The sequence below is a fragment of the Burkholderia sp. KCJ3K979 genome, from assembly GCF_016759955.1.
Lineage (GTDB): Bacteria > Pseudomonadota > Gammaproteobacteria > Burkholderiales > Burkholderiaceae > Burkholderia > Burkholderia orbicola.
Genome location: NZ_JACFYV010000001.1, coordinates 124,081 through 149,267 on the forward strand (window position 1 = coordinate 124,081; position 25,187 = coordinate 149,267).

The following is a 25,187-nucleotide window of genomic DNA, read 5'->3' on the forward strand; positions in this document are numbered from 1 at the left end:
GGGGGCAGTATGCAATCTGGACTGGTGCGAACGCACCAGGCGATCCGAAATTCCAATTTCTGGAGCGACATCAAAATAGAGTCGCCGTCATCGCTTCCAAGGATGGGGGCGCCGTGATGCACAAGGTCGCGTCCGGGACGGCATTCACCATTGAGAACGTCATGGGTTATTGGCTGTCGTTCGATTGCGACGCGATCTGGCTGGACCTGCCCAATCAAAATGGACAATACGCCATGCTCGCTGTGGGTGGCGCGATTGGCAAGCCCGCCCATGCGGAGATAGATTGCCCATGCCCCCGCTGCGGAACTGCCCTAGGGCGTCAGTCGGTCGCAATTGGTCCGCGAGGGTTCGATCGTCTTCTCGACAGTGCCGAAGTCTGGGTCGCCGAATTCAACGGTACGGAGCAAATGAGGAAATGCCCCCACTGCGGTGGAGTACATCCAGCGACTTATGGGCTTGTGCGCGACAAGTCTCAACAACCACATATCGGAGGCTGACGATGCAGGGTACAGATTTGGTCTCACAGGGGTATGTGCTCGCTTGTGCCGAAACCGAAATTCCGAATGACGGGTCGATCATTACGCGCGGCATTAACGGCCGCACGATTGCCCTTGCTAGGGCAGCCGAGCGCGGCAAAATCGTTGCGTTCGACAGCCGGTGCCCACATATGCAAGGGCCATTGAAGTTCGGACGTGTTGTTGATGGCGAGGTCGTATGTCCGTGGCACTTTCTAAGGTTCAATACAGCGACCGGCGAGACGGTGGGCTGCGACAGCATCATGCATCTCGAGACATTTGCCGTCGAGTTGACGGACGGAAACATCTATGTCGGGACTTCAAACAATATATGAATCAATGGCGGCGTTGTGTAGTCGGTCGGCTGTCCGACAGACTAAAGAATCAAAGCCGTATGGACCAGTCAGTTTCCAGACAACGGGAGCTATAGTTTGGCTCGTTTCTGGGACCGATGCAGTAGCGCACACGTGTGGTGTGATCTGAAGGAGACACAGTCTTGAAATTTACGTTGAGAACCAGGCAGGGGCGTGCAGTTGCGGTTGAGTCGCCCGATGGCGTCTCTCTCATGGAGGCGATTCGGGCATCGGGCATGGATGAAATTCTTGCATTATGTGGCGGTTGTCTATCGTGCGCCACGTGCCACGTCTATATCGACCCAGCGTTTGAAAATCGACTGCCGCCCATGTCTGACGATGAGGCAGCTCTCCTCGATACGTCGACTCATCGCAACGAACATTCGAGACTGTCCTGCCAAATCGTGTTGACGAGCGACCTTGATGGCCTGAGGGCAACCGTCGCCCCGGAGGACTGAAGTTCGTGGGAAGCGCGAATTTCCATACGGAACGTCGCGACGCCAGCTGGATCGCCGCAACGATCTCAGGTTCGGCGAGGCTGCTCAGCAGAGGGAAAAATGAGATGTTATGACATTCTGATCGTCGGCGCTGGCCACGGTGGTGCACAAACCGCAATCGCGCTTCGACAAGCGAACGTTAAGGATTCCATTGCCATTCTGGGCGCGGAACCGGAGTTGCCGTACGAACGTCCGCCGCTTTCAAAGGAGTACCTGTTGGGTGCGAAGGGGTTTGAAAGACTGCTGCTTCGCCCTCCACACTTCTGGGACGAGCGAAGAGTGAATATGTTGCTCGGGCAGCGCGTCGTCGCTGTCGACCCCGACGAGCATATGGTGAGAACTGCTTGCGGTGCGCGAATCGGTTACCGCACCTTGGTCTGGGCGGCAGGGGGTGTCCCTCGGCAGCTGAGCTGCGAAGGTTTCGATCTGGGCGGCGTACACACGGTGCGTACGCGTGCCGATATAGACCGCATGCTGGGTGAGCTAACTCGTGTCGAGCGCGTCGCAGTGGTCGGCGGTGGCTATATCGGACTCGAAGCCGCCGCGGCATTGACGAAGCTGGGTAAGCGAGTTGTCATCGTCGAAGCGCTCGATCGGGTTCTCGCGCGGGTGGCCGGTGAACCGCTGTCGCGCTTTTATGAGTCGGAGCATCGGGCACGCGGCGTTGAGATACGTCTAGGCACAGGTGTCGCGTCTATTGTCGGTAATGGCGGACGTGTTACTGGAGTGCGTCTTGTTGACGACGAGATACTTCCGGTGGAGATGGTCGTTGTTGGAATCGGCATCGTTCCGGCGGTCGAGCCGCTACTCGCAGCAGGCGCGGCAGGTGGAAACGGCGTGAAAGTAGACGGGTTCTGTCGAACATCGCTGCCTGACGTCTATGCGATCGGTGACTGCGCCTTACACGCGAGCCGGTTTGCAGGCAATGCCGACATTCGTCTCGAGTCAGTGCAAAACGCGGTCGACATGGCCAATGCCGTTGCAAACTCGATTGCGGGAAAACAGACGGAGTACAACGCGATTCCTTGGTTCTGGTCGAATCAATATGATCTCAAGTTACAGACGGTGGGTCTGTCGAGCGGACACGATCTGGCTGTAGTACGTGGTGAACGCGCAAGTGGATCCTTCGCGGTGGTGTACCTGAAGCAGGGACGAGTTGTCGCGCTTGATTGCGTCAATTCCGTCAAGGACTACGTTCAAGGACGCAGGCTCGTTATGAATGGACTCGAAGCTCGCCCAGAAGCTCTAGCGGACGCTTCCATTCCGCTGACAGAGATCGCCTAAGCCGATTCTGAAAGGGCAATGCGCTAATCGTTCATTAACTTAGGAATACTAATCGAATATTTAAATAACAATATACGAGATAGGTGCGCGAATCGACTGCATAGATATCGTGTCAGATATTAGATATGGATCGGCGCTGATTGCGCATACATGACTGCTCGTCGCATGTTAACTTCCCGCCAGAACGCTACAGGATGATTTGGAAATCCATTATTGATATCGAATACGTATTTGTTATGTGATGCGAATTATCAATATTAAGAAACTATAAATATTACATGAAGCTGGAACTATATTTGGAGACAACGAATGAGGACGCTTGGATGGCGGTGGCGATGGGCGAATTTTCCCGACCATTTCGTTAGGGTCATTTTTACATTGATGACGATGTTGATCTCGGGAACGGCTTTGGCGCAGTCAAGCGTGACGTTATACGGGATTATCGACACGGGCATTGAATATGTGACAAATATAGGTAAACAGAAGTCGAGCGCAGCGCTGGTGCCGACGCTTACGGGAACGCTTCCGTCAAGATGGGGAATCCGCGGCAACGAGGATCTTGGCGGAGGGTTGAAAGCTGTTTTTGTACTGGAATCAGGATTCGCTCCTCAACAGGGAACCTTGAACCAAAGTGGGCGTTTGTTCGGCCGGCAAGCTTATGTCGGGCTCTCAGGGCACTGGGGGACGTTGTCTCTTGGGCGCCAATATTCACAGATTTTCTGGGGGATACCTGGGGATACGTTGGCACCCAACATATACAGCGCCGGCTTGCTCGACCCTTACCTGGCTGGTGCCCCTCGCGTGGACAATTCGATCGTCTACAGTTTTTCGTCGTCGGGGCTTTCGTTCGGTGTGGCTTTTTCGTTTGGCCGCGACGCAGTCGCGCCTGCTGCCATCGGGGGGTGTGCAGGGCAGTCGCCCACTGACTGGCGCGCCTGCAAAGCAATATCCGCGATGTTGAAATATGAAGCAGCAACGTGGGGTGTGGCGGTGGCCGTGGACCGGAATTACGGCGGTGCCGGCAATGGGTCACCATTGCCCAGTAGCTCTCAAACAGACACGCGCGGTGTTGCAAACGGCTACGTGAAGTTCGGTGGCGTGACGGTGGGGGCGGGATTTCTTCACCGAATCAATCATGGCCTGCAGGCACCTGGGGTTTACGATGTTAATAGCAATTATTGGTGGCTCGGCGCTTCATATCTCGTCGTTCCGGAAGTGGTTTTGGACGCTCAGTTTGGCAAATTGAATGTGACGGCCCACCCTGTTGGCGCTTCTGTCGTGGCCGCGCGTGCGATGTATCTCCTTTCGAAACGCAGTGCTGTGTACGTAACTGCCGGGCGTGTCTTTAATCAAAGCAAAGGCATTTTCACTGTCGATGGAGGCACTGCCGGAACTTCGTCTTTGCCGATGACAGGGATCAATCAAACGGGTGTCATGATCGGTATTCGACACTTTTTCTGAGATATGGGAAGGTGACATGGACAAGCGTCAAATAAATGGCAGAACCGCTGATATCGGCGCAATCATTGACACCGCAAAGGTGTCGCGCTTTCATATCGTCATATTGATGGTGTGTTTCCTGGTTGTACTCGTGGATGGCTTTGATACGGCTGTGGTCGGATACATCGCACCGTCGTTGCGGGGAGAATGGGGTTTGGCGGCAAGCCAATTGTCACCCACCTTCGGCGCTGGACTGTTGGGTCTGATGTGCGGCAGTTTGCTGGTAGGGCCCCTGGCTGACACTTACGGGCGAAAAAAGGTCCTGCTGCTGTCGGTGCTCGTTTTCGGGTTGGCTACGCTGGCTTCGGCAGCTTCGAAGTCGATCGCCATGTTCATCGCGCTACGTTTTGTCACGGGGATTGGCTTGGGCGGGGCGATGCCAACCTGTATTACCCTGAGCTCCGAATATTCGCCGGCGCAGTGTCGTATGCTGATGGTCACGTTGAGCTCCAGCGGCTTTGCCTTCGGATTGGCGCTTAGCGGCGAGATTGCCAGTCACGTTATTCCGCTATTCGGATGGCGGGTGCTCTTACTGATCGGTGCGATCGTGCCGCTGCTGCTTTTGCCATTGCTCGCGTGGCTGCTTCCTGAGTCTGTTCGCTTCATGGTCGGTCGCTCGCGATATAGCGTAGCCCTTTCGGCTGTAGTCGCGAAGATAACAGGTACGACCGGTTGGCACGAAGTGACGTTTGTTAAGGCCGAGCCGGCGGCGAATGACCGATCACCGGTTTCGCGACTATTCGTCGAAGGGCAGGCGGCACGCACTTTGCTTCTTTGGGGTGCCTTTTTCGGTTCGATGTTCGTGATTTATCTGCTGACGAGTTGGTTGCCGAGCTTGCTGAAAGACGCAGGCTATGGCATCTCGACCGCGGCTCGCATCAGTACGCTCTTGCCAGTGGGCGGTATCTTCGGTGGCGTCATCGCAGCGATCTTGATGGACCGCATGAATCCCCATAGAGTGCTATTCGTCATGTACTTTGGCGCTGCCGTAGCTCTGGCGGCGCTTGGCTTCTTGCTTTCCGTTCAGGTTTGGGCGAGCGCCGCGGTCTTTCTCGTGGGCTTTGGCGTAGCGGGCGGCCAGAACGGCTTGAACCTGCTGGCAGCCATCAGTTATCCGACATCGGCGAGAGCGACAGGTGTCAGTTGGGCAGTGGCTAGCGGTAGGATCGGCTCGATCTCCGGATCGATGGCCGGCGCATTCATGATGACGCAACTCGGGCAAGGACAGGCGCTGTTTGCCGCAATCGCGGGCCCGGCGTTGGGTGGGGCGCTAGCGCTTTTCGTCTTGGGGCGTTTGACGGAGCGTATTCGGGCATCCGATACGCGAGACGTCCCGGCGACCAGTTGAAGTTCTCTTGCAGTATCCATTGAGACATCAATGCGCTGCTTCTTCCATCGACCAAGCGGCGGGGTCCCGGAATTAACGTCAAGGAGGTGTTCAATGACGGCCGAATTCGCGGTTCGCAGCGTTGTATCTAGCCCCTATGGGCGGGCCGTGATGGCGACGCTAGAAGAGAAGGCGGCGGATTGGGCGCTGAAGGAAATGGCGTTCGGAGAGAGCAGGCTGAAGTCACATCTTGCCCTTCACCCATTCGGTCGTTTGCCCGTCCTTCACCACGGGCAGTTTACGCTTTATGAGACACAGGCAATCCTTCGCTATCTCGATCGCGTGCTCCCCGAACCGTTATTGACGCCGGACGCGCCACGCGCTGCGGCACGCATCGATCAGTTGATGGGCATCAACGACAGCTACCTGTTCTGCGGTTGCACCAATGTTATTGTGTTTCAACGCTTGATAGGCCCTGCCTTGCTGGGCAAGCCGGCTGACTTGGCGGCGATATCCGAGGCCAAGCCGCGCGCTCACGTCGCATTCGATGACATCTCGCGAATTCTGGGCAGCGAAGATTTCCTCACTGGCAAAGGGATAAGTCTTGCGGATCTCATGATCGGTGCTCAACTTTCGCTATTTTCTTACACCGCGGAATGGGATGAACTCACAACGGGCCGCGATAACCTGGTGGCGTGGGTACGCCGCATGGAGGAGCGGCCATCTTTCGCGAAAACACGGTGGAAAGCGCTCGTGGCCGGGAGTTGAAGTTGATCAACGGGGCGGCCCAATGTGACGTCAAGTGGTGCTTCGTACATAGAGAAAGTCCCGAACACTATGTCGGCTCTGGCAGCAAAGCAGAAAGTAGCCGGCGCAGCTCGATACGCTCCCGAGCGCTTAGCCTTGCAGTGAGGATACGCTCCACTGTTTCGACACGCGGGCGTAGCGCCGCTAACTGCTTCTTGCCTTCTGCTGTGAGAAACAGCACGTAACTGCGCTTGTCGGCGGGATCGTCGGAACGCTCGATCAGTCCATTGCGGACCATACGTGCGACAAGATCGGCGATAGTCGAACGGTCTACATCGAGCTCATCGCCAAGCTGACGCTGATTCACACCGGATGTTTGTTGCAAGACTTCAAGTGCCGCGTACTGGACGCTCGTGATCTCGGTGGATACTTCCTCGAGCCATAGCGCTACATGACGCTGTTGCGCGCGGCGCACGAGACTTCCCGTGAACTTGGCGAGCGCTTTTGCATTGTCGTTCTTGATCGGCAATTTTGAAGTCTCGAGTTGTGTTATTGCATACGGAATATCGGACGGAAGAAGGCGGTGAGCTCTGCGTAGGCGTCCAGAGGCAGAACGTGCGCGACGTACTGGTCAGGACGGACCACAACCAGCGCGCCGCGCTCGCGGTCGACTTCGCGTTCGTTGAAGATATCAATGCCCGCGTCGCTAGTAAAGGCTTTCTCATAGTCGGTCAGGCCATAGCGGCCTTTGCGCGGCAGCAATAGCTTCGGCAGGTCCTCCAGATGTACTTCCCGATGCGGTTGCTGCAGCACGGCCCGCAGGTCGAGCACGGTGTCGACATCCGCGCCCTCCGGTGTGACGAGTCGCAATACTGATTCCGCGGATGTCTCAAGGTGGTCGCACAGGGCGTGCAGCATGCTACGATCCGCGTCCGAGAACGCGTACAAACGCCAGCGGCCGTCTGCTTGCGCAACGTGTCCGAGATGCATTGGCTTTGCATCCGCGAGCCGAATGACCGGCGACGAATGAAAACGCGTCCCGATCAAAAAGCCCTTTGCGAGCGCCTGATGCGTGGCTTCCCCGGTTAGTATGCCGGGCCGGTAACGTGTTGCGATACCTGCTGTATAGCGACCCGCTCGAATGAAATACGCCTGCAACTCTGCGGGATCGACGCCGCTCGCTTCTGCTCGGGCAGGATCTTTCGGCGGAGCGGCCATCATCGCCGACCATTCCTTGTCGAAATCGATCAGTTCCTGTGCAATGGGCTGGCGCTCGTCCGAGTAGGTGCGCAACAGGTTGACGTCGCTGCGCTCCTTCAGCACCGCGGCGAGCTTCCAGCCTAGGTTGAATCCGTCCTGCATGGACACGTTCATGCCTTGGCCCGCCTTCGCGCTATGCGTATGACAGGCATCGCCGGCGATGAACACACGAGGTTCCCGGGCAGTGCCATCCGCTGCAATGGCGTCGTCAAAGCGATCGGTGAGGCGCTGCCCTACCTCATAAACCGAAAACCATGCCACTTCTTTCACGTCGAGCGAATAGGGACGGAGGATTCGCTGGGCCGTCGCGATGATGCGATCGGCTGTGATCTGTCTGACGCTGTCGCGGTTCTCCGCCGTGACCTCACCTAGATCGACGTAGAAGCGCACGAGATACCCACCTTCGCGCGGAATGACGAGCAGATTGCCGTTGCTAGCAGACTGGATGGCCGCTTTCAGCCGGATGTCGGGGAAGTCTGTGACGGAAAGAACGTCCATGACGCCCCATGCGTGATTGGCTGCATCCCCGCGAAGCGTTTGCCCGATCGCCGCACGCACACGGCTGCGCGCGCCGTCGCAACCGACGACATAGCGCGCGCGCACGGTGACCTCATCAAACCGAGTAGGGTCGGTACGCCGCAACGTGACGCGCACCGGATACTCATGGCTATCGTCGCGCTGAACGTCCACGACTTCCAGCCCGTAGTCCGGCTCGATCCGTCGCGAGGAGCGGCGCATCACATCGAGCAGATAATCCTGTATTCGTGCCTGATTGACGATAACGTGCGGAAATTCTGAAAGGCCTGTTTCGGTGTCTTGAACGCGACCGGCACGGCTGATTGCTTCGCGATCGCTTGCATCTGGTCGCCAGAATACCGTTTCGTTGACCCAGTAGGCTTCTTTTAGCAAGCGTTCACTGAGGCCGAATGCATGAAACATTTCGACGGTACGGCACGCTACACCATCTGCTTGTCCCATCAGCAACGGTCCATCACGACGCTCTACGATGCGGGTGTTGATCGATGGGAATTGCGACAGTTGTGCGGCGAGTACGAGTCCGGCAGGGCCGCTTCCGACGATAAGTACATCGACCGTATCGGGCATCTGCACAGACTGCGAGCTGCTGACGGCGGGCTCGATCGATGGATCGCCGACACGAAAACCGTTGAGATGAAATTGCACGATGTCTTCCTCCGACTGGCATGCGTCGCGGTGATGGAAATATACTCCGTATACCAACTAGTTGGAAGAATCGGCGTCGTGGACGTTTACCCTAGTTCCGGTTCGCCAACCATCAGTGCAACGCGCAACACCTTGGGCGGCGCCGTGGTTGCACTTGCGATCCGCGCGTCAGACACGCGCGCTCAGTGCCACCTAGCTCGACAGGAAGCCTCTTAGCGGCCGCCAATGGCCGGGCATCCGAGGCTTTGGGGCCGAGGTCAAGGACGCATCAGAGCGCGTACGTATCTTTACTAAAATTAGAGGGCTAATATAATAGTGCGATGTCACAGAGGCTGACGACCGGGCGACACGTAGACCGTCCGGCAAGGTAATGGAGAGTTTTCATAGTGGAGGAGAACGAAAAAACTGAGCAAATTGCTGTTCGCGTGTCGCGAGTGAGACTAGACGTGCTCACGCTCTTTTTTGGTAGAGGCCACCATCTTGCTACTGCCAACTTGAGTTGGTATCGCCGACGCGAGGATGGGGCGTTTCAAGCATCGCTCTTGCGATTGCGGCGAGTGTTAAATCGCCACGATATAGCGTGTGGCCTGCAGTGACACGGTTCTGCGAGTGGAATGAATCAGAATCGCGTCGATACTACGGCCTTGTCTGCATCGCGGTGAAACGGCGAGAGTGATCAAAGAATCGATTTCAGGGTCATGTACTTCGATCGTCAGCAACTCGAAACGTTTTTAGTCGTCGTGCAGACACGCAATTTCCGCGAGGCGGCGCGTGCGTTGAATGTTACGAAAAGTGCCGTTTTCCAGAGGGTCAACTCGCTCGAAGAGCATGTGGGAGCCCTACTGCTCGTGCGCGAAAGCGTTTCGCCAACGCCTGCTGGGGAAATGTTGCTTCACCACATCCAGATGCTAAAGATGCTTGAGGCCGACACGATATCCAGGATAAAGCCAGATGGCAGCAGCCGAACAAAGGTTTCGATCGCAATCAACGCAGATTCTCTGGCGACGTGGTTTGGCCCGATTGCCTGTATCCTTGCAAAGGAAAACGTTGCTCTAGAACTGATCGTAGACGATCAGGATCACACGCTAGCTGTATTGGCACGCGGCGAGGCAATGGGATGCGTCTCGACGGCACACACCGCGGCGACGGGATTTGTTGCCGAACCGATCGGCGCGATGGAATATGAATGCGTGGCGACACCATCGTTCGTTGAAGCAAATTTTCCGCACGGACTGAACCTACGGGATATCCTCGCGACGCCGGCGGTGTTATTCAATCGGAAGGATGGCTTACACGCGACCTTTCTCGCGCAACTCATTGGTTTCCCAGTCACGGGCTACCCGGTACATTACTTTCCCTCACCGCAGGCTCTGTTATTGGCTGTCCATGCGGGGGTCGGTTACGGCCTAGTACCTTCCATGCAGGCGCAGTCGTCTATTGATTCGGGAGCACTCGTGGCGCTTGCACCGCGCGACAAAATCTCTGTGGATCTGTACTGGCATCGTTGGGTGAAGGCGCCACCTAACGCACAAACTATCAGCGACGTCGTCGTGCGCGAAGCCCGCCGAACGTTGATTCAGCCGCCATCCGCATCGCGAGAGCAATTACACGAGTCTGTCGCCGATGGCTGAGCACTGGATCGGGCGGACGTCTTGATCGTGTCTGGCGGGCGATCGCCCGAGGGCGTCACGTCAAGAGCTCGGTATAAGACCACAACGGAAAATGCGGCGGCGATGGACGCAAGCAGTGGCGCAGCTTCGGACAGTGCCGTGTTGGTTTGCCAGCGAATCAGATAGCCTACCAGTGATATTGAGCAGGATAGCGCCATCGCTGCATTTGCTGCCCGGTCGGAGATGCTGATGCGCAAGACGCTTAGCACCAACAATGGTGTCACCGCAGCGAGGTAGACAAGATTGAGCTCTACCATCATGTCGACCAGGCTCCGGGGACGTGACGCTACGACGATTCCAAGCAACACCGCCGAAGCTCGCGGCCAGAAAGAGGGCATGACAGAAGGTCGGTAGAAGATCGCCGCTGCATCCGACATCGCTCGCAATACTGAGCTCGCCGAACCCAGAGCGGTCCCGACCAACAAGAATACGACGCAGTCTTGCGCTGCAGTCGTGACGCCGCCGGGGACGCTGCGCATGAGCAAGACTGGCACGACTTGAATAGGATCGTTTGTGCGCTGGAGATCTCCGTGTTGACGGGCTGCAACGACTGCTGAGACCAACAAGAAACCCATGGCGAGCACTAGCGTTGCAGCGATCAGACTTCCGCTTCGAGCGCTAGAGGATGTGCGGGCCGCGATCGCGAACTGCTGATAGTCCGCGCCGCATACGACCATAACGGCAACGGATAGTAGAATAAATCCAGTATGAGCGGACGAACTTTGGTGGATTGCATTTGCGAAAGTCGCGGGTGCCGTTAGCCAGATATCGATCTTTCCGGGCCCGATCAGAGAATGCAGGAGCAAGACGTTGCAAGCAATCAGGCAGCATGCGAAGCCAACGGAAAGCCAGGACAGGCGGACTACAGAGAGCGTTAGGAGCAGGACAATGAACACCGCCTCCGCGGAAGTTCTGGATAGCCCCATAAGCGCTAACACTGCTGAACATCCGCGAATTTGCGCGGCGAGTACGCCCGTCATCCAGACTACGGATAGCACTGCTACGTTGCGGCCCACGGACGGGCCGTAGCACCAGTTGAAGTGACTCCAGATGGATCGACCCGTGCGCCAAATGGTAGGCGCGCAAGCGGCTAGTAACGTCAGACCCAGTGCCGTTGCGACTGCGTAAAGGCATCCGGCCATGCCCTCAACCATTGCCTGTTCGCCCGTTCCAAGGAGGAAGCCAACGCCACAGCTCGTGGATACGAGCATCGCGCCGACTTGCACCGCGTTCAGTGTTTGATCACGCATGTCGCGCTCCCCAGCCGTCCACGGCTGCACGCGCACCACCGAAATATGCATGGCAAACGACTGCTCGGCGCGCGAAAATAGGAAGCTGCTCAAGGCGAGCGTGTAGCTCAGGAAGTCGGTGGTAGGGGACGTGCGGAAAGAGGTGATGCGTTAGGTGGTATCCATTGTGATGCGGGTGAAGCAGCATCGAAACGAGCCGGCGCTGCGGAATGTCGCGGGTGTAGGGAAAGATTCCCCGCGGGTCTAGCCCGTAATGATCAGTCATCTCGCGGAAGGTGGTGATTGCATGGAACACAGTGGCTCTAGCGATCATCCACAACAATACGAATAGAAGCGCGAAACGTATGCCGACTGCTACCGTCAGAAGTGCCTCATACGTCGCCCACCAAAGCAAGACGCCGAGCCGCCGACGCGCGGTAAGTTCTTTCGCTACCAGGTGTCCAAAGAACGCTCTGGCCCATGTCGTAGGGTCCATCAACACGCGCGCATAGGCGTGGAACCAACCGTCTCCTTGGTTGACGACACGGGGAATGAAATCTGGGTCGCTTACAGGATCGCCGAGCCAGGCGTGATGCTTTGCATGCTGCTTGCGATACAGCGTAAGGCTATTGAAGAGTGGTGCGGCAAGGAACAGATGTGCTGTTCTGTCGTTGACGTTGGCTCGGTTACTCAGGTTGCGGTGCGCGGCATCGTGAAGAAGGTTGCCTAGCGCGCGTTGCCGGTTGCCAATTGCAAAGACTGCCACCAGTGCGGCCCACCTGCCCATCGCAAAGGCGCCCCAAGCAGCGAGCAATATGATGCCCCAATCGAGGACGACGTCTACCAGTGTTTTCCACGTGCAAGGCTGTAGCGAGGGCCAGGCTTGACCGGAGACTGCAATGGAGGAATGAATGGCTGCCAGGTCAGCGGCAACCAAAGGCGATGTAGTCGAACGCATCATAGGCTCCTTTCAATTACGAGAGCACCCCCGGCTGTCCGGACTCTATCATCCGTTCCTAGGTTGGCCGAGTTTGAGTCGAAATCATAGGCGGCCAACAGAATTAAATAAGCGATGGTTAAAATGATGATACGACGTGAAGAAATTCTTTACGCCGTTCGCCAGCGACCTCATATATGGGATAACGTACACCTTCCTTTAAGGAGTCGGACATTGAACGAAAGAGACTTGACAAAACTGTGTGCGACGCTCAGTCCGGAGATGGGTGACTCGGTGTACGTCTATTGTTCGTTTCCGAACTTCGTTTTGCCGATCGGGTTGTCAACGATCTGTACCATCAGCGAACGAGAGGGGCTGACGGCTGTCGTACGGCGCGAAGATGCGAAGCGCCTCGGTTTGCCCTATACGTTCGAGGCTCGTCGCATTACGCTGTCTGTGCAATCGAGCCTTGAAGCGGTAGGGTTTATGGCGGTCGTCAGTCGCAAACTTGCGGATGCAGGTATTCCGTGCAATGTGATCGCCGGCTACTACCACGATCACCTTCTCGTGCCAGTCGACAAGGCCGAAGCCGCGATGATTTCGCTGCAGGAGATTGCTGCTTATTCCAACAGATGATGGGTCATGCGTCAGGCACGAACGGGGGGTGTTTCGCAGTTCACTCTGTGAAAAGTTTTTATTGGCGATGAAGATGTAGTGGCAATCTGGCTATAGATTGCTGCAATACCGTGTCTTCAATATATTAGGATTAGGAAAAAGCCGAGAGGCGAATAAATATGAGGAGCGAGTGCCCGGTATATGACCCATCGCGTCAAGGTTCTCGGGACCGATGCCGAGTTACCTTGCCCGGAACTAGAGAGCGCAAAGCATGTCCGAACAGACCGACAACATTCCGCAGGAAGGCCAAGGTGTAGATACGCAGTTCGGCCTGGGCGATGCACAAGGGCAGAAAGAGGAAGCCCGGGCGCTCATCTCGCGCCTGACCGAGCGCCTGCGAAAACGTGACCGCCGCATCGCATTGCTGGAAACGGCGCTGGCTCGGACGGTCCTCATGCATCACGTCTGGACGTCGCATCTTGAGCGCAAACTCGAGCGGTCATCGGCATCCGGTACACCTGTGGAAGCCAGCGCACAGGGGATTTCCGGTGGTGCCTCTTCTATCGCTTCGTTCGCGGACGAGACGGCACGCGGTACCGTCGTGCATCTTCCGCATATCACGCGCACTCTCGATGCGCTTTTCGACGTGATGCGTGAGCACTGGTCGGACTGGGATCCGAATCACCCGCCTAAATCTTCTACCGTTGCACGCGCCATAGACGAAAAGCTCGGATTGAAAGCACAAGCCAACGGGGAAGCGTCACGCAGTGCGCAGACTTTCGCCGCCGCGCTGAGGCCCGATTCGGTCAACGAACTGGACGGTCGCCACCGTTGATGTCAGGTCTCTGACGGTATGTTCTGACGGCATGACGGAATTGCCCGTCAGGGTAATCCACTGCTTCAATGGGATCCATGCAGTAGCTCATACGGACCAAGCAGTTGGAGGTTGAACATGTCAGCGCAATTGCGAGCAGCGGGTGCCATTTTGCGCCGCACACAGGTCGAAATCGAAGTCGGCCTGAAGCGCTCCACCATCTATCAGAGAATGCAGGAAGGGACATTCCCACGCCCTGTCCGGCTTGGTGAGCGCGCTGTAGGTTGGCGCGCTGCCGATATCGAGCGGTTTCTCGAGGACCCGGCCGGATATAGGGCATCGCAATCCGAAGATGAGGCCCGCGATGAATGAACCGCGAGCTGTCCCCTCGATCGATGCACGGCTGGATAACTGGGCAAGCGCATCCCGCGGCCGATACGACGCAATTGACGCCGCTCTTGTCGAGCACGCGTGGCAGCGGTTGGCACCTTGCCAGAGGGAGCTGCTTCGTATGGCGTATCAGTGGCGCGCGGGGCGAGAAGTGATTTGCCGGCGGCTTCGGATTCCGCGGCGTCCGTGGCATAGGTACGAGCTTGAACTTGCTTCTGCGAAGCAGAGTCTCGCGAGCCTGCTGGCAGTGAAGGCGTGACGCCGCGCAAGTAACTGGACAATTTATTCCGGTCAACGTGCGAGAGCACGACCGAGTGCGCGCAAGCGACCCCGATGTACCGACGTATGCGTATGCGGCCAGTCTCGATCTGATGCAGAAGTCCGATCCCCCTTGAGCCCGCGGTAAGCCTCCCCGGCGCCGCGGGTTCCTTTTTCCGCGCGTCCGTCCTGGTGCGTCGGTGCGAATCGATGGAAGACGGATCATGAAGACGTGTCTCGTAGCGTGGAAGAGTCGTGGCGGAGCCGCGATGCAAGGAGCGATGCGCGGGTGGTGGCTGGGCCTTGCCTTACTCGCGGGCGGCGCGCTTTTTGTGCTGGGTGTTGCCCGTGCGGACGACTGGGGTTGTCAGGTCATTCTCTGTCTGTCGAACCCCGGCGGCCCCGAGCAATACAGCGAATGCGTTCCACCGATCGAAAGGTTGTGGCGCGCGCTGCGTCACGGCGATCCTTTCCCAACCTGCGACTTTGGTGCCGGGGGATCGCAAGGCACATCCGCGAGCAACACGTTCGCAAGCAGTGGCTATTGCCGCGAAGATCTTCTGTACTGGGGCGGACCTGAGCAAAGCGAGCTGTTGTGCCGAGCCGCCGGCGCGATCAACGTCGACATCAACAACCAGCTCTATACCCGCGTCTGGTGGGACGTGGGCGGAATGGGCATCACAGATACCGAATTTTACGGCGCTGGCAGCACGCAGGTGCCCTACGACCCTACACAGTCTGCAACGCTCTTGTTGCAGCAGATGGAGCAGGACAGCGGATCGGGCAGGGGGCACTGATCATGCCGCTCGATTTCCTGACGCTAACGCAACAATGCGCCCCGCAGATTTCGCCGACGACGATGGCTGCGGTGGTGCGTGCGGAGTCTGGGTTCAATCCGTACGCGATTGGCGTGGTGCATGGGCGACTGATGCGGCAACCGTCCAGCGAGGCGGAAGCCATGGCAACGGCGCACTCGCTAAGCGCGGGTGGCTGGCGCTTCAGTGTAGGGCTGGCACAGGTCAACCGCGCCAACTGGCCGCGGTACGGCCTGACCGAGCGGACCGCATTTGATCCGTGTCGCAACCTGGCTGCGGGTGCTGCGATTCTGCAGGGGTGCTTCCAGCTGGCTCGTCGCGCGCGTGCGGACGAGCAGGCGGCGCTTCGCGCGAGTCTGTCCTGTTACGCGAGTGGGGACTTCTCGACCGGCTTTCGTAGCGGTTATGTCGAGCGCGTCGTGAATGACGCGCGGCAACCGATTCCGGTGACGCCGGTCGTCGTTCCGGCCATCGCGCCGATTCCTGTCGTACCAGTAACGAGCGATTCGTCCGTCAGCCGTATTCAACCTAAGCGCGCAACCGATTCCCGACGAGAGTTGGACCGGAGGGAACTGCCGTCGCCAGAGCGCAGCGAAGAGCCAGTCGAGAGCGCCGTGGTGTTCTAAGGCGTTGACCGGATGAATGGGGCAATTGACGCCGGGGAAATAGATGGGAGCAAGCGATGAAACTGCGAGCGCGAATCAAAGCATGGATGGGGCACGGATCGACGCGTCGAATAAGCCCGAATCGACAGTGGGCCAGAACGGTGTCATTGACGATATCGGTGTTTTTCGTCGCATCCCCGGCCTGGGCGCAGTTGTCGCAGGTCAACACGCTGCTGAGCACGATCCAGACGACGTTACTTGGCGTTGGTGGCGTGATCTGCTCGATCTCCATTATCTGGGCGGGCTTTCGGATGATGTTCCAGCACGCGCGATTTGGGGACATCGCCAATGTCTTCATTGGCGGACTATTCGTCGGCTGCGCGACGGTCATTGCCGGCATGCTGATCCCGACGGGCGGCTGATCTTCGGGCGACGAATCATGAACTCTCTCAAAGATCCCGTTTTCAAGGGCTGTACGCGTCCCGCGATGCTGTGGGGTGTGCCGCTTGTGCCGGCTCTCATCACCGGTGGCGCCATGCTGATTCCGGCTATCTGGGCGCTGCTCGTCAGTCCCCCACTGGGCGTCGGCATCCTGTTCTTGATGATTCCGGTGTTTGTGGCGATGCGCATGGTCACGCGCCACGACGACCAGCGCCTTGCGCAGTACGCGTTGCGTCTTCGGATGCGGTTTCAACAAAGAAACCGGCGGTTTTGGGGCACGCATGCCTACACGCCGGTGCGGCTTAAGGGGAGGGCGTGACATGCGCGTTGCCCCTCAATTCGTCGCTGTCGCCAACCGGGAAGTGCCGATCGCTGGCACGATACCGTATTCGGCCCACGTAACCGATCAAGTCATCAAGACCCGCGAAGGCGACTATCTGCAGATCTGGAAGATCGCAGGAATTTCTTTTGAGGCAGCCGATCCGGCGGACATCGCCGTGCGGCACGACGGATTCAACCAGCTCGTGCGCGCACTGCCGGGTGGCCACGTAGCGCTCTGGACGCATCGGCTGCGCCGGCGCGTCTGGGATCACTTCGCCACGCCGTATGCCAACCGGTTCTGTCAGGAGCTCGCGACGCGCTACTACGCGAGCTTTGCCGGGTATCGCATGATGGCGAACGAGCTCTACCTCACGCTCGTCTATCGGCCTAACCGGGCGACGCTGGGGCGCCTTTTCAGTCGAGCCGCGCGTCGAACGCTCGATGACATCCGGCGCGATCAACATGAAGCGCTCAAGGTGATGAGCGAGCTCGCGGCTCAGGTCGAGGCGGGCCTTACAGCGTACGACCCGGTGGCGCTCGGAGTGTTTCGCAAGCCAAGCCCGTTTGCGAGAGGTCCTCGCCGGTATTCGTCGGCGCTGGAACTACTCGGCTATCTCGTCAATGGAGCGTGGGAGACCCAGCCGCTCCCGTCCGGGCCGATCCGTGAAGCGCTGCCCACGTCACGCCTCTTCGTCGGCGCCGAAAAGCTCGAGCTCCGTATGCCCGGCGAGACGCGTTTTGCTGCGATGCTCGATCTGAAAGACTATCCTGAGGACACCGAGCCGGGGATGCTTAACGGCCTGCTCTATGGCGACTTCGAATACATCGAAACGCAGAGCTTCACGATTCTCGACAAGCCGAGCGCGAAAGAGGCGCTCGAGCGGCAGCGCAACCAGTTGATTGCGGGCGAGGATGTCGCGGTGTCGCAGGTCGAGGCCATGGATCAGGCACTCAACGATTTGATCAACGGCGATTTTGTCCTCGGCGAATATCACTACTCGCTCGCAGTGCTCGGTGACACGCTGCACGGGCTCTCTCGAAACGTGGCGAAGGCTCGTACGCAGCTCGCCGATGCAGGCTTCCAGACCGCGCTCATCGACCTTGTTGCCGATGCGGCGTGGTTTGCGCAATTGCCTGGAAACTGGCGCTATCGGGCGCGCGAAGCGAAGCTCACCTCGCGCAATTTCTGCGGACTGTCCAGTCTGCATAACTTCTCCACCGGCAAGCGCGAGGGCAATCCGTGGGGCGAAGCGATCACGATCGTCAAGACGCCGAGCGGCCAGCCGCTGTATCTTAATTTCCACGTGACGGCCGAGAAACAGGATTCTGCCGACGAAAAGGCGCTCGCCAACACCCAGATCGTCGGGCAGGCCGGCGCGGGCAAGACGGTGCTCGAACTCTTCCTGCTCGCAATGGCGATGAAGTATGGCATCACGGTGGTGCTTTACGACAAGGACCGCGGTACCGAGATCGCGATCCGTGCAATGGGCGGCCTCTATACGGTCTTCCGCCGTGGCGAGCCGACGGGCTTGAATCCATTCCAGATGGAGCCGACCGAGTTCGTGCTCGATTTCTGGGAGCGGTTGGTACGCAAGCTCGTCGATAGCGGTACGCTGCTGTCCGCGAAGGATGAGCTCGACGTCTCGCGGGCAGTTCGCGAGGTCGCGCGTATGGAGAAGCCGCTGCGCCGCCTCTCCATGGTGCGGCAGCTCCTGCCGAATGTGGGCGAGAACAGCCTGCACGCGCGTCTGACCAAATGGTGCTCGGGCGGGCGGCTTGGCTGGGTGCTAGACAATCCCACCGATCGCATCGAGTTGGCACAGTCGGGCTTGTTCGGCTTCGACGACACGGAACTGCTTGACGACGCCGAGGTCTCGACGCCGGTGACGATGTACCTGCTTCATCGGACCGAGAGTGTGATTGACGGCCGTCGCTTCATCTATGTGATGACCGAGTTCTGGAAGCGGCTCGATGATCCCGTCTTCACCGATTTTGCGAAGAACAAACAGAAGACCATCCGCAAGCAGAACGGGCTCGGAATTTTTGACACGCAGTCGCCTGCCGACGTATTGATAAGCGATATCGCTCGCGCACTGATCGAGCAAAGCGGGACCTTCTTTTTCCTGCCCAATCCACGGGCCGATCACGACGATTACGTCCACGGCTTCAAGCTTACGGAGGCCGAGTTCAACATCGTGCGCAACCTCGGCGAGAACAGCCGCATGTTCCTGGTCAAGCAGGGGCATCAGTCCGCCATCGGCAGGCTGGATCTCAAGGGGCTTGGTGACGTGCTGGACGTGCTCTCCGGCACGACGGATAACGTCGAGCTGCTCGACGCCGTTCGCGCGCGGGTGGGTGACGATCCCGACGTTTGGCTGCCGGTGTTCCGTGAGCAGTTGGCAGGGCGTAGAGCGGCGCAGGCGGGAGGGACGCGATGAGCGGCCTCTTTACTGCCATCGGCGGCACGCTCGAAAACGGCATGTCCACCTATGTGACGAATGTGTCGTCGGCGTTGTCAGGAGCACTCGTTCCTGTCGCGACGACCGCGGTCACCATCTGGGTACTTGCATACGGCCTTGCAATCGTGCGAGGCGAGGCACAGGAGCCGGTGCCGGCGGTTGCGTGGCGAGGGCTCAAGGTTGCAGCCATTCTCGCGTTCGCGCTCGGCAGTGGTCTATATCAGCAGCAGGTCGTTACAGCCATCAATGGTGCCACCGCAGGGCTCGCTCAAACGATCCAGAATGCAGCCAATACAACCGGCGGAGGCAATCCCGGCTGCGGCTCGGCCAGCGGCAGCGCCGTGACGGCGACGAGCGCCACCAGCATCTATCAGATGCTCGACTGCTATGACCAGCAAGTCGATCTGGTGCTGGACGCCTACTCCGTGAAGGCCACCCATGAGGGGCTGAGTCTCACCGGCATCGTCGCCGGTATCGGCGACATCGTGTGCGGCTTTATAGCGGCCCTCGGCGGCTCGATCTTCCTCATCGTGCTCGCGTTCGAAGTCGTCATGGCGAGGATGCTGCTCGATCTGGTGCTCGGCATTGGGCCCGTCTTCATTGCCTGCGCAGCGTTTGCGCCGACCGCGCGTTTTTTCGAGGCGTGGACCGCGAAGGTCGCGAACTATGCGTTGTTGCAGGTGTTGGTAGCGGCCTTTCTGGGCATGGCTTTGACGGCCTTTTCCACCGAACTTGCACCGTTCCGGGTGACGACCGAGCCGCCAGGCTCAAACGCAGGCGCACTCGTCGCTGCGGGCCAGGCGGCACTCGAGGCGTCGGCCGCGTGGGGCGCAGCGCTGGGCATGTTTGCGACCGCGATTTTTCTGGCAATGGTCGGCTGGCAATTGCCGGCGGTGGCATCCGGTCTTTCCGGCGGCGCGACATTATCCGGTTTTGGCGCGTTCGTCGCGGGCGTCGCATCTCGCCGCCTCGCCAGCTTGATCGGGCGCGCGCTCACCAGCGGCGGGAGTGGGCCACGGCCAGGCGGCACGATCCGCGACAAGACGGGCTCGGGTGGCGGCGGACCGGGGAGTTCAGGAGGTGGCACATTGCCGGCCTATCAGCGGGTCGCGCGCGCCAATCTCGGGCAACAAGGCGTTTGAATGTGAGGTGGTCATCATGACAGGACAATTCAAGTTAGTGGGCGCTTCAATCGTATGGCTGGTGCTGTGTTCTTCCAGCCATGCCCAAGGCATCCCGGTCTTCGATGCTCAGAACGTACTCCAGGCCATTGCGACTGTCGGGCAGCTCGAGCAAGAGGTTCAGCAGGAAATCCAGATTTACCAGTCAACCGTCGGTACCCGCGGCTTCGGCGCGTTGCTGAGTAATCCCGTGCTCGCGAATTCCCTGCCGTCGAATTGGCAGAGCGTCTATACGGCTGTGCAGCATGGAGGTTACGCGGGGCTAACTGGCAGCGCTCAAGCCCTGCGTTCGGCGAGCGAGATCTACGACTGTGGCGACCAGGCCGGCATCGATCAGCAGTTGTGTCAGCGTGCGCTGAATAAGCCATTCCAGGACAAGGCGTTTGGTATGCAGGCGTATCAGACGGAGCTTCAGGAGCTAAACCAGATCCAGAGCCTGATGCAACAGATCGACATCACCCAGGATCCCAAAGGCGTCGCTGAATTGCAAGCCCGTATTCAGACGGAGAGCACAGCCGTCGGTAACGAGATGACGAAGCTGCAGCTCTTCAGAATGCTCGCCGATACGGAGGACAAGCTCGTGGCTGAGCAGCAGAGCGAACTGATACTGAGCCGGGCGGGCAACACCACGCGATTGCAGGACCAGATGGTACCGGCTTCGTTCGGGAACTGAGGGGACGATGATGCGCGGATTTTTTCTATTTTCTCTCGCTATGAACGTAGTAATACTAATTAGTGGATGTCATCTCGAGCCACTTAAGCCGGTTTTGCCGGATGGCTTACATCGGGTACCCATCAACCACGTTCAACCTGTCCCGGCAACGTCGGACTCGTCGGCATCGACTGACGCGCCTGTCGGGGGAGGTGGACGATGAATAGCCCTGACGACTACGGGCGTGTGCTTGATATCGAGGCGTCGCTGACGCATCTGCAGGAGCGGTCGGAGCGGCGGGCGTGGCATGTCGCTTACGGCGCGGTTGGCGTCGCTGTGTTGAGCGTGGCGGCGCTTGCCGTCATGGTCCCGTTCTATCGCGTTGTTCCTATGCCAATCGAGGTCGACCGCCTGACCGGCGAGGCGCAAGTGATCGATGTGCTTGATGCGCGGCATGTTTATACGAAGGAAATCCAGGACAAGCACTGGGTGGAGACATACGTGCGTGAGCGCGAACGCTATGACTGGGGCCTGTTGCAGATGGATTACGACGACGTGCTTGCCATGAGCGATGACGTGGTCGCGCGCGACTACCGCTCGATCTATAGCGGCCCGGACGCGCTCGACCGGCAGCTCGGGCCGAACATCGAGCGGCGCGTGCGGATTCTCTCGACCACGCTGCCGCCTGACGAACCGGGCCACGCGGTCGTCCATATCGAGCGCACGACGTCCAAGAACGGCGAAGCGAATGCGCAGCCGCCCCAGCGTTTCGTGATCACGCTCGCCTACACGTATCGGCCGCAGGTCTTCACGCGTGAAAGCGTCGCGATCGCGGATCCGTTTGGATTCAAGGTCACAGCCTATAGCCGCGACCCGGAGTACACGCCGCCTGCGTCATCGGCGGCCGCAGCAGCAGGAGCGATGCCATGAGAGACGACTGGAAATGGCGTGTGCTGCGGGTCTTCTGGCTGGCGGGTCTGGCTGCGGTAAATCCCGTTGCCCGTGCCTATACCGTGCCAGGATGGTCCGACGACTCGCGGGTACGGCAGGTCGTCTATCGGCCGGACGCGGTCGTACGTATCGAGGCGCAACGCGGCTTTGCAACGCACATTGCCCTCGATCCGCAAGAGCACATTCAGGTGGTGGCTCCCGGCGATCGGGACGGCTGGCAGGTGGTAGCAAACAAGGGTGACCACGACGTGTACCTCAAGCCGCAACTCGCAGCGCACAACTCGAACCTGGAGATCCGTACCGACAGGCGTAGCTACAGCTTCGACCTTGTGGTGTTGCCCTTGAAGGCCAAATTCGGCAACGACGAGGAGATGTACCGCGTGGCCTTCGTCTATCCGGATCAAGCGAAAGCACAGGCGCAAACCCAAAGCGATGCTGCGCTGGTTGGCCGGCGGTTGGCGCAACCGCCCATCGTCCGTAACACTCGATATTCGATGCAGGTCCTGCCTCACTCGGACGATACCGCGCCGACCGCGGCGTGGGACGACGGCCGATTTACCTACATTCGCATCCCGGCCAACCGGCGCATCCCCGCGATCTTTCGCGTGGCGGAAGACGGCACTGAAAGCACGGTCGACAAGCACATGGATGGCGACACGATCGTGGTTCACGAGGTGGCCAAACGCTTCGTGCTTCGTCTGGGCAACGAGGTCGTGGGAATCTGGAATGACGCCTATGACATGGACGGTGTGCCGCCACGCAATGGCACGACCGCCGACGGCGTGAGACGTGTTTTGCAGAGCCACGATGATGAATGACCCGTTGAACGATCATCGGCCTCCCAACACGATCGAGCCGGATCGGCCTGTCGACCAGGGAGCGGATGCACGCGACCGCGATTCCGATCTCCGGGCCGGCGGGTTTGCGGATCGCGGCATGCCTGCGCTTGGTCAGTACCGAAGCGCACGACCACGGGCCTGGTGGCTGACGCCGCTCGTGGTCATTCTCGTCGCAGGTGCTGGCGCGGTCTGGACCGTGCATACCTTTCTTGTCCGTCACGACGCGCAGGCGAAAGCGCGTCGCGACGCGATAGCGCAAGCCGCGCCGGGCGGGCGGATATTTAATGACGTGCCGCCGTCGGCGACGGGTGCGGCTTCCGCACCGAAGGCCGCAAGTGTCGAGTCGGCATCTTCCGCGCCTGTCGTGAATCGCGCACCTGTCTCGGCGCGGCCGATGCGGCCGGCGCGGAGCTACTACGATGCGCCGCTTCTAACCACGGGCTGGCCGCCCGAGGTCGATGGTCGCGGGAAAGGCGAGCTGTCGATAGGAGATGTTCGGACCGATGTCGCGCCCGAAGCTTCGGCGGTGGGCGCGGGCGTGACTGGTCGTGCAACCGGTGCCTTGGGGCAGAGCGGGACCGGACCGCTTGCGCAGGCGTTGACGCCAACTGCCACACCGCGGGTACGCGCGAGCATGCTCGGTGATCGGAGCCTGGTTCTGGCCCAGGGCGCAAAGATCGACTGTGCGGGCGACACGGCATTCGATTCGACCGAGGCGGGCATCTCCACCTGCACGGTGACGAAGAACGTCTATTCCGACGACGGCAAAGTGGTGTTGATCGAGCGGGGTTCACAGATCAACAGTGAGTATCGCTCGAACCTTGCGCCCGGCCAAAAGCGGGCCTTCATTCTTGCCGCGCGGATCAAGACGCCCGATGGGGTGACGGTCCAGATTGATTCGCCGGCGGCCGACGCGCTCGGCCGCATGGGAATCGACGGCTACGTGGACAGCCACTGGGCGCAGCGTATCGGTGCGGCGCTACTGCTCGGCATGACGCAAGACGCGATCGGCTATCTGGCCACACGCGGCGGGAACAGCAACAGCTCCGTCGTCTATCAGAACACCGAGCAGCAAGGCAATGACATGGCCTCGCACGTTCTGGATCGGACCATCAACATTCCGCCGACGCTGACGCAAAACCAGGGCGCCGAGTTCACGATCGTGGTGGCGCGCGACCTCGATTTCGGATCGGTGTATGCCCTCGAACCGGAGGGATCGAAATGAGCCTGCAGACGAAAATGCCGAAACCGGCCGACGACATCGTGCTCGCGCGGCTTCCGGACGACGCATCGGTGCGCGAGTTGATGCGACCGTTCGCGCCGCTGCTCGACGATGCTGACGTTACGGAGCTTGTGATCAACCGGCCGCAGCGCGTGCTGACCGAAACGCATTGTGGCTGGCAGGGTTATGACTACGCCGAGCTTGATTACGAGCGTCTGATGTCGTTCGCGGTCGCCGTAGCCACGCTGACGAGCCAAGAGGTGTCGGCCCAGCATCCGGTGCTCTCGGCATTGCTGCCGGGGGATGCACGCATCCAGATTGTGGTGCCACCCGTAGTGCCATCGCGCACCGTTTCGATCACGATTCGGCGACCGTCTTCGCGCGAGAAGACGCTCGATGCTTACCGGGACGAAGGTTTGTTCGACGATACGGTGTGGCACCGGCCGGGTGGGCTCGACGCTGTACTGCCGATGTTGCCGCCCCAGGCACGCAAGCTCGTCGATTGCCTCGAAGCGCGGGATCATGGCGCGTTTTTCGAGCTGGCGGTGACCGGGTGTCTGAACATCGTCATCGTTGGCAACACGGGTTCCGGCAAAACCAGTTTTATGAAGACACTGTGCCGGTCCATTGGGCCGACCGAACGGATTGTGACGATCCAGGACGTTCGGGAACTCTTCCTGCCGCACATCGAAAATTGTGTGCACCTGACGTACAGCAAGGGCGGTCATGGGCAAGCACATGTGACACCGGCGGACCTGATCGCCAGTGCGATGCGCATGCGCCCTGACCGCGTGCTCCTAGCCGAATTGCGTGGCGCAGAAGCCTACGACTTCCTGAAACTACTAACGACCGGTCACGCGGGGTCGATTACGAGTTATCACGCGCCGAACGCTACGGTCGCAGTCGAGCGTTTCGCGCTGATGGCCAAGGAGCATCCGGAGGCCGCGGCATATGACGATGGCGCGCTCAAGAGACTGCTGTTCCTGACGATCGACGCGGTGGCGCACATGGAGGCCCATCCGCTCTACAACGAAGTCGGCGAGCAGATTGGCAAGCGCTGGGGCATGACGGAAATCTGGTTTGACCCGGTGCGCAAGGTGCGCACGACCTTCGCGTGAGGCCG

At 59.2% G+C, this 25,187-nt stretch carries 25 protein-coding genes; 22 read left to right on the forward strand and 3 right to left on the reverse strand.

The features are described 5' to 3' along the window. The first annotated feature begins 113 nt into the window (after positions 1 to 113). The 7 genes from H3O04_RS00560 (at position 114) to H3O04_RS00590 (ending at position 6,244) form a co-directional block, all read left to right on the forward strand. On the forward strand, positions 114 to 497 hold the full coding sequence (locus H3O04_RS00560; RefSeq protein WP_202586839.1) for a hypothetical protein: 384 nt from the start codon (positions 114 to 116) through the stop codon (positions 495 to 497). Between the two features lie 2 nt (positions 498 to 499). Beyond that, positions 500 to 850 (forward strand): Rieske (2Fe-2S) protein, encoded by a 351-nt coding sequence (locus tag H3O04_RS00565; RefSeq protein WP_202586840.1) that lies wholly within the window; start codon positions 500 to 502, stop codon positions 848 to 850. A gap of 173 nt (positions 851 to 1,023) precedes the next feature. Further along, entirely contained in the window at positions 1,024 to 1,326 is a 303-nt protein-coding gene (locus H3O04_RS00570; RefSeq protein ID WP_272929875.1) for a 2Fe-2S iron-sulfur cluster-binding protein, read from the forward strand. Positions 1,327 to 1,425: 99 nt separating this feature from the next. Beyond that, the gene (locus tag H3O04_RS00575) at positions 1,426 to 2,649 is read left to right on the forward strand and encodes an NAD(P)/FAD-dependent oxidoreductase (RefSeq protein WP_202586842.1); all 1,224 of its coding nucleotides are present in this window, start codon (positions 1,426 to 1,428) and stop codon (positions 2,647 to 2,649) included. A 309-nt stretch (positions 2,650 to 2,958) separates the two neighbouring features. Next, complete coding sequence (locus tag H3O04_RS00580; protein ID WP_202586843.1) at positions 2,959 to 4,110, forward strand: porin; 1,152 nt, start codon at positions 2,959 to 2,961, stop codon at positions 4,108 to 4,110. A 16-nt stretch (positions 4,111 to 4,126) separates the two neighbouring features. Beyond that, a complete protein-coding gene (locus H3O04_RS00585) occupies positions 4,127 to 5,497 on the forward strand; it encodes an MFS transporter (protein WP_237666104.1) in 1,371 nt (456 codons plus the stop codon). Positions 5,498 to 5,590: 93 nt separating this feature from the next. Next, positions 5,591 to 6,244: a glutathione S-transferase family protein gene (locus H3O04_RS00590; protein ID WP_202586844.1), complete on the forward strand. Its 654-nt coding sequence runs from the start codon at positions 5,591 to 5,593 to the stop codon at positions 6,242 to 6,244. A 67-nt stretch (positions 6,245 to 6,311) separates the two neighbouring features. Here the strand turns inward: H3O04_RS00590 and H3O04_RS00595 are convergent, their stop codons facing one another. Together H3O04_RS00595 and H3O04_RS00600 are read right to left on the reverse strand one after the other, a co-directional pair. Continuing rightward, complete coding sequence (locus H3O04_RS00595; protein ID WP_202586845.1) at positions 6,312 to 6,752, reverse strand: MarR family winged helix-turn-helix transcriptional regulator; 441 nt, start codon at positions 6,750 to 6,752, stop codon at positions 6,312 to 6,314. 20 nt (positions 6,753 to 6,772) lie between these two features. Further along, positions 6,773 to 8,665 (reverse strand): FAD-dependent monooxygenase, encoded by a 1,893-nt coding sequence (locus H3O04_RS00600; protein ID WP_202586846.1) that lies wholly within the window; start codon positions 8,663 to 8,665, stop codon positions 6,773 to 6,775. A gap of 698 nt (positions 8,666 to 9,363) precedes the next feature. Between H3O04_RS00600 and H3O04_RS00605 the strand changes: the two genes are divergently transcribed. After that, positions 9,364 to 10,296: an HTH-type transcriptional regulator ArgP gene (locus tag H3O04_RS00605; RefSeq protein ID WP_202586847.1), complete on the forward strand. Its 933-nt coding sequence runs from the start codon at positions 9,364 to 9,366 to the stop codon at positions 10,294 to 10,296. Between the two features lie 1,281 nt (positions 10,297 to 11,577). On the opposite strand, the gene H3O04_RS00610 is transcribed toward H3O04_RS00605, so the two are convergent. Further along, positions 11,578 to 12,525 carry a fatty acid desaturase family protein gene (locus tag H3O04_RS00610; RefSeq protein ID WP_237666106.1) on the reverse strand — a complete coding sequence of 316 codons (948 nt, stop codon included), beginning with the start codon at positions 12,523 to 12,525 and terminating at the stop codon, positions 11,578 to 11,580. Between the two features lie 210 nt (positions 12,526 to 12,735). Here H3O04_RS00610 and H3O04_RS00615 point away from each other — a divergent pair, with 210 nt between their 5' ends. The 14 genes from H3O04_RS00615 (at position 12,736) to virB11 (ending at position 25,182) form a co-directional block, all read left to right on the forward strand. Beyond that, positions 12,736 to 13,137, forward strand: coding sequence for an ACT domain-containing protein (locus H3O04_RS00615; RefSeq protein ID WP_237666107.1), 402 nt, complete (start codon positions 12,736 to 12,738; stop codon positions 13,135 to 13,137). Positions 13,138 to 13,387: 250 nt separating this feature from the next. Beyond that, entirely contained in the window at positions 13,388 to 13,951 is a 564-nt protein-coding gene (locus H3O04_RS00620) for a hypothetical protein (RefSeq protein WP_202586848.1), read from the forward strand. Positions 13,952 to 14,068: 117 nt separating this feature from the next. After that, on the forward strand, positions 14,069 to 14,302 hold the full coding sequence (locus tag H3O04_RS00625; protein WP_202586849.1) for a helix-turn-helix transcriptional regulator: 234 nt from the start codon (positions 14,069 to 14,071) through the stop codon (positions 14,300 to 14,302). A gap of 545 nt (positions 14,303 to 14,847) precedes the next feature. Beyond that, on the forward strand, positions 14,848 to 15,375 hold the full coding sequence (locus H3O04_RS00630; protein ID WP_237666108.1) for a hypothetical protein: 528 nt from the start codon (positions 14,848 to 14,850) through the stop codon (positions 15,373 to 15,375). Next, the gene (locus tag H3O04_RS00635; RefSeq protein WP_202586883.1) at positions 15,375 to 16,019 is read left to right on the forward strand and encodes a transglycosylase SLT domain-containing protein; all 645 of its coding nucleotides are present in this window, start codon (positions 15,375 to 15,377) and stop codon (positions 16,017 to 16,019) included. Before H3O04_RS00630 ends, H3O04_RS00635 begins: the two co-directional genes overlap by 1 nt. 56 nt (positions 16,020 to 16,075) lie before the next feature. Next, entirely contained in the window at positions 16,076 to 16,420 is a 345-nt protein-coding gene (locus tag H3O04_RS00640; protein WP_202586851.1) for a TrbC/VirB2 family protein, read from the forward strand. A gap of 17 nt (positions 16,421 to 16,437) precedes the next feature. Next, the gene (locus H3O04_RS00645; protein ID WP_202586852.1) at positions 16,438 to 16,758 is read left to right on the forward strand and encodes a type IV secretion system protein VirB3; all 321 of its coding nucleotides are present in this window, start codon (positions 16,438 to 16,440) and stop codon (positions 16,756 to 16,758) included. Between the two features lies 1 nt (position 16,759). Beyond that, positions 16,760 to 19,198 carry a VirB4 family type IV secretion/conjugal transfer ATPase gene (locus tag H3O04_RS00650; RefSeq protein ID WP_202586853.1) on the forward strand — a complete coding sequence of 813 codons (2,439 nt, stop codon included), beginning with the start codon at positions 16,760 to 16,762 and terminating at the stop codon, positions 19,196 to 19,198. After that, complete coding sequence (locus H3O04_RS00655) at positions 19,195 to 20,361, forward strand: type IV secretion system protein (protein ID WP_202586854.1); 1,167 nt, start codon at positions 19,195 to 19,197, stop codon at positions 20,359 to 20,361. Before H3O04_RS00650 ends, H3O04_RS00655 begins: the two co-directional genes overlap by 4 nt. 16 nt (positions 20,362 to 20,377) lie before the next feature. Further along, complete coding sequence (gene virB5, locus H3O04_RS00660) at positions 20,378 to 21,073, forward strand: P-type DNA transfer protein VirB5 (protein ID WP_202586855.1); 696 nt, start codon at positions 20,378 to 20,380, stop codon at positions 21,071 to 21,073. A gap of 198 nt (positions 21,074 to 21,271) precedes the next feature. Continuing rightward, entirely contained in the window at positions 21,272 to 21,982 is a 711-nt protein-coding gene (locus H3O04_RS00665) for a virB8 family protein (RefSeq protein WP_202586856.1), read from the forward strand. Further along, entirely contained in the window at positions 21,979 to 22,821 is an 843-nt protein-coding gene (locus H3O04_RS00670) for a TrbG/VirB9 family P-type conjugative transfer protein (protein WP_202586857.1), read from the forward strand. The genes H3O04_RS00665 and H3O04_RS00670 overlap by 4 nt, the downstream gene beginning before the upstream one ends. Positions 22,822 to 22,825: 4 nt before the next feature. After that, positions 22,826 to 24,067 carry a type IV secretion system protein VirB10 gene (virB10, locus tag H3O04_RS00675; RefSeq protein WP_442862821.1) on the forward strand — a complete coding sequence of 414 codons (1,242 nt, stop codon included), beginning with the start codon at positions 22,826 to 22,828 and terminating at the stop codon, positions 24,065 to 24,067. Continuing rightward, a complete protein-coding gene (gene virB11, locus H3O04_RS00680) occupies positions 24,064 to 25,182 on the forward strand; it encodes a P-type DNA transfer ATPase VirB11 (RefSeq protein WP_202586858.1) in 1,119 nt (372 codons plus the stop codon). Before virB10 ends, virB11 begins: the two co-directional genes overlap by 4 nt. Positions 25,183 to 25,187: the final 5 nt, after the last annotated feature.

Bases quoted from the DNA above. Each gene is read 5' to 3' on its own strand.
- H3O04_RS00565 (WP_202586840.1), top strand. From the start codon at position 500: ATGCAGGGTACAGATTTGGTCTCACAGGGGTATGTGCTCGCTTGTGCC.
- H3O04_RS00575 (WP_202586842.1), top strand. From the start codon at position 1,426: ATGAGATGTTATGACATTCTGATCGTCGGCGCTGGCCACGGTGGTGCA.
- H3O04_RS00580 (WP_202586843.1), top strand. From the start codon at position 2,959: ATGAGGACGCTTGGATGGCGGTGGCGATGGGCGAATTTTCCCGACCAT.
- H3O04_RS00585 (WP_237666104.1), top strand. From the start codon at position 4,127: ATGGACAAGCGTCAAATAAATGGCAGAACCGCTGATATCGGCGCAATC.
- H3O04_RS00590 (WP_202586844.1), top strand. From the start codon at position 5,591: ATGACGGCCGAATTCGCGGTTCGCAGCGTTGTATCTAGCCCCTATGGG.
- H3O04_RS00605 (WP_202586847.1), top strand. From the start codon at position 9,364: ATGTACTTCGATCGTCAGCAACTCGAAACGTTTTTAGTCGTCGTGCAG.
- H3O04_RS00610 (WP_237666106.1), bottom strand. From the start codon at position 12,525: ATGATGCGTTCGACTACATCGCCTTTGGTTGCCGCTGACCTGGCAGCC.
- H3O04_RS00620 (WP_202586848.1), top strand. From the start codon at position 13,388: ATGTCCGAACAGACCGACAACATTCCGCAGGAAGGCCAAGGTGTAGAT.
- H3O04_RS00625 (WP_202586849.1), top strand. From the start codon at position 14,069: ATGTCAGCGCAATTGCGAGCAGCGGGTGCCATTTTGCGCCGCACACAG.
- H3O04_RS00630 (WP_237666108.1), top strand. From the start codon at position 14,848: ATGCAAGGAGCGATGCGCGGGTGGTGGCTGGGCCTTGCCTTACTCGCG.
- H3O04_RS00640 (WP_202586851.1), top strand. From the start codon at position 16,076: ATGAAACTGCGAGCGCGAATCAAAGCATGGATGGGGCACGGATCGACG.
- H3O04_RS00645 (WP_202586852.1), top strand. From the start codon at position 16,438: ATGAACTCTCTCAAAGATCCCGTTTTCAAGGGCTGTACGCGTCCCGCG.
- H3O04_RS00650 (WP_202586853.1), top strand. From the start codon at position 16,760: ATGCGCGTTGCCCCTCAATTCGTCGCTGTCGCCAACCGGGAAGTGCCG.
- H3O04_RS00655 (WP_202586854.1), top strand. From the start codon at position 19,195: ATGAGCGGCCTCTTTACTGCCATCGGCGGCACGCTCGAAAACGGCATG.
- virB5 (WP_202586855.1), top strand. From the start codon at position 20,378: ATGACAGGACAATTCAAGTTAGTGGGCGCTTCAATCGTATGGCTGGTG.
- H3O04_RS00665 (WP_202586856.1), top strand. From the start codon at position 21,272: ATGAATAGCCCTGACGACTACGGGCGTGTGCTTGATATCGAGGCGTCG.
- H3O04_RS00670 (WP_202586857.1), top strand. From the start codon at position 21,979: ATGAGAGACGACTGGAAATGGCGTGTGCTGCGGGTCTTCTGGCTGGCG.
- virB11 (WP_202586858.1), top strand. From the start codon at position 24,064: ATGAGCCTGCAGACGAAAATGCCGAAACCGGCCGACGACATCGTGCTC.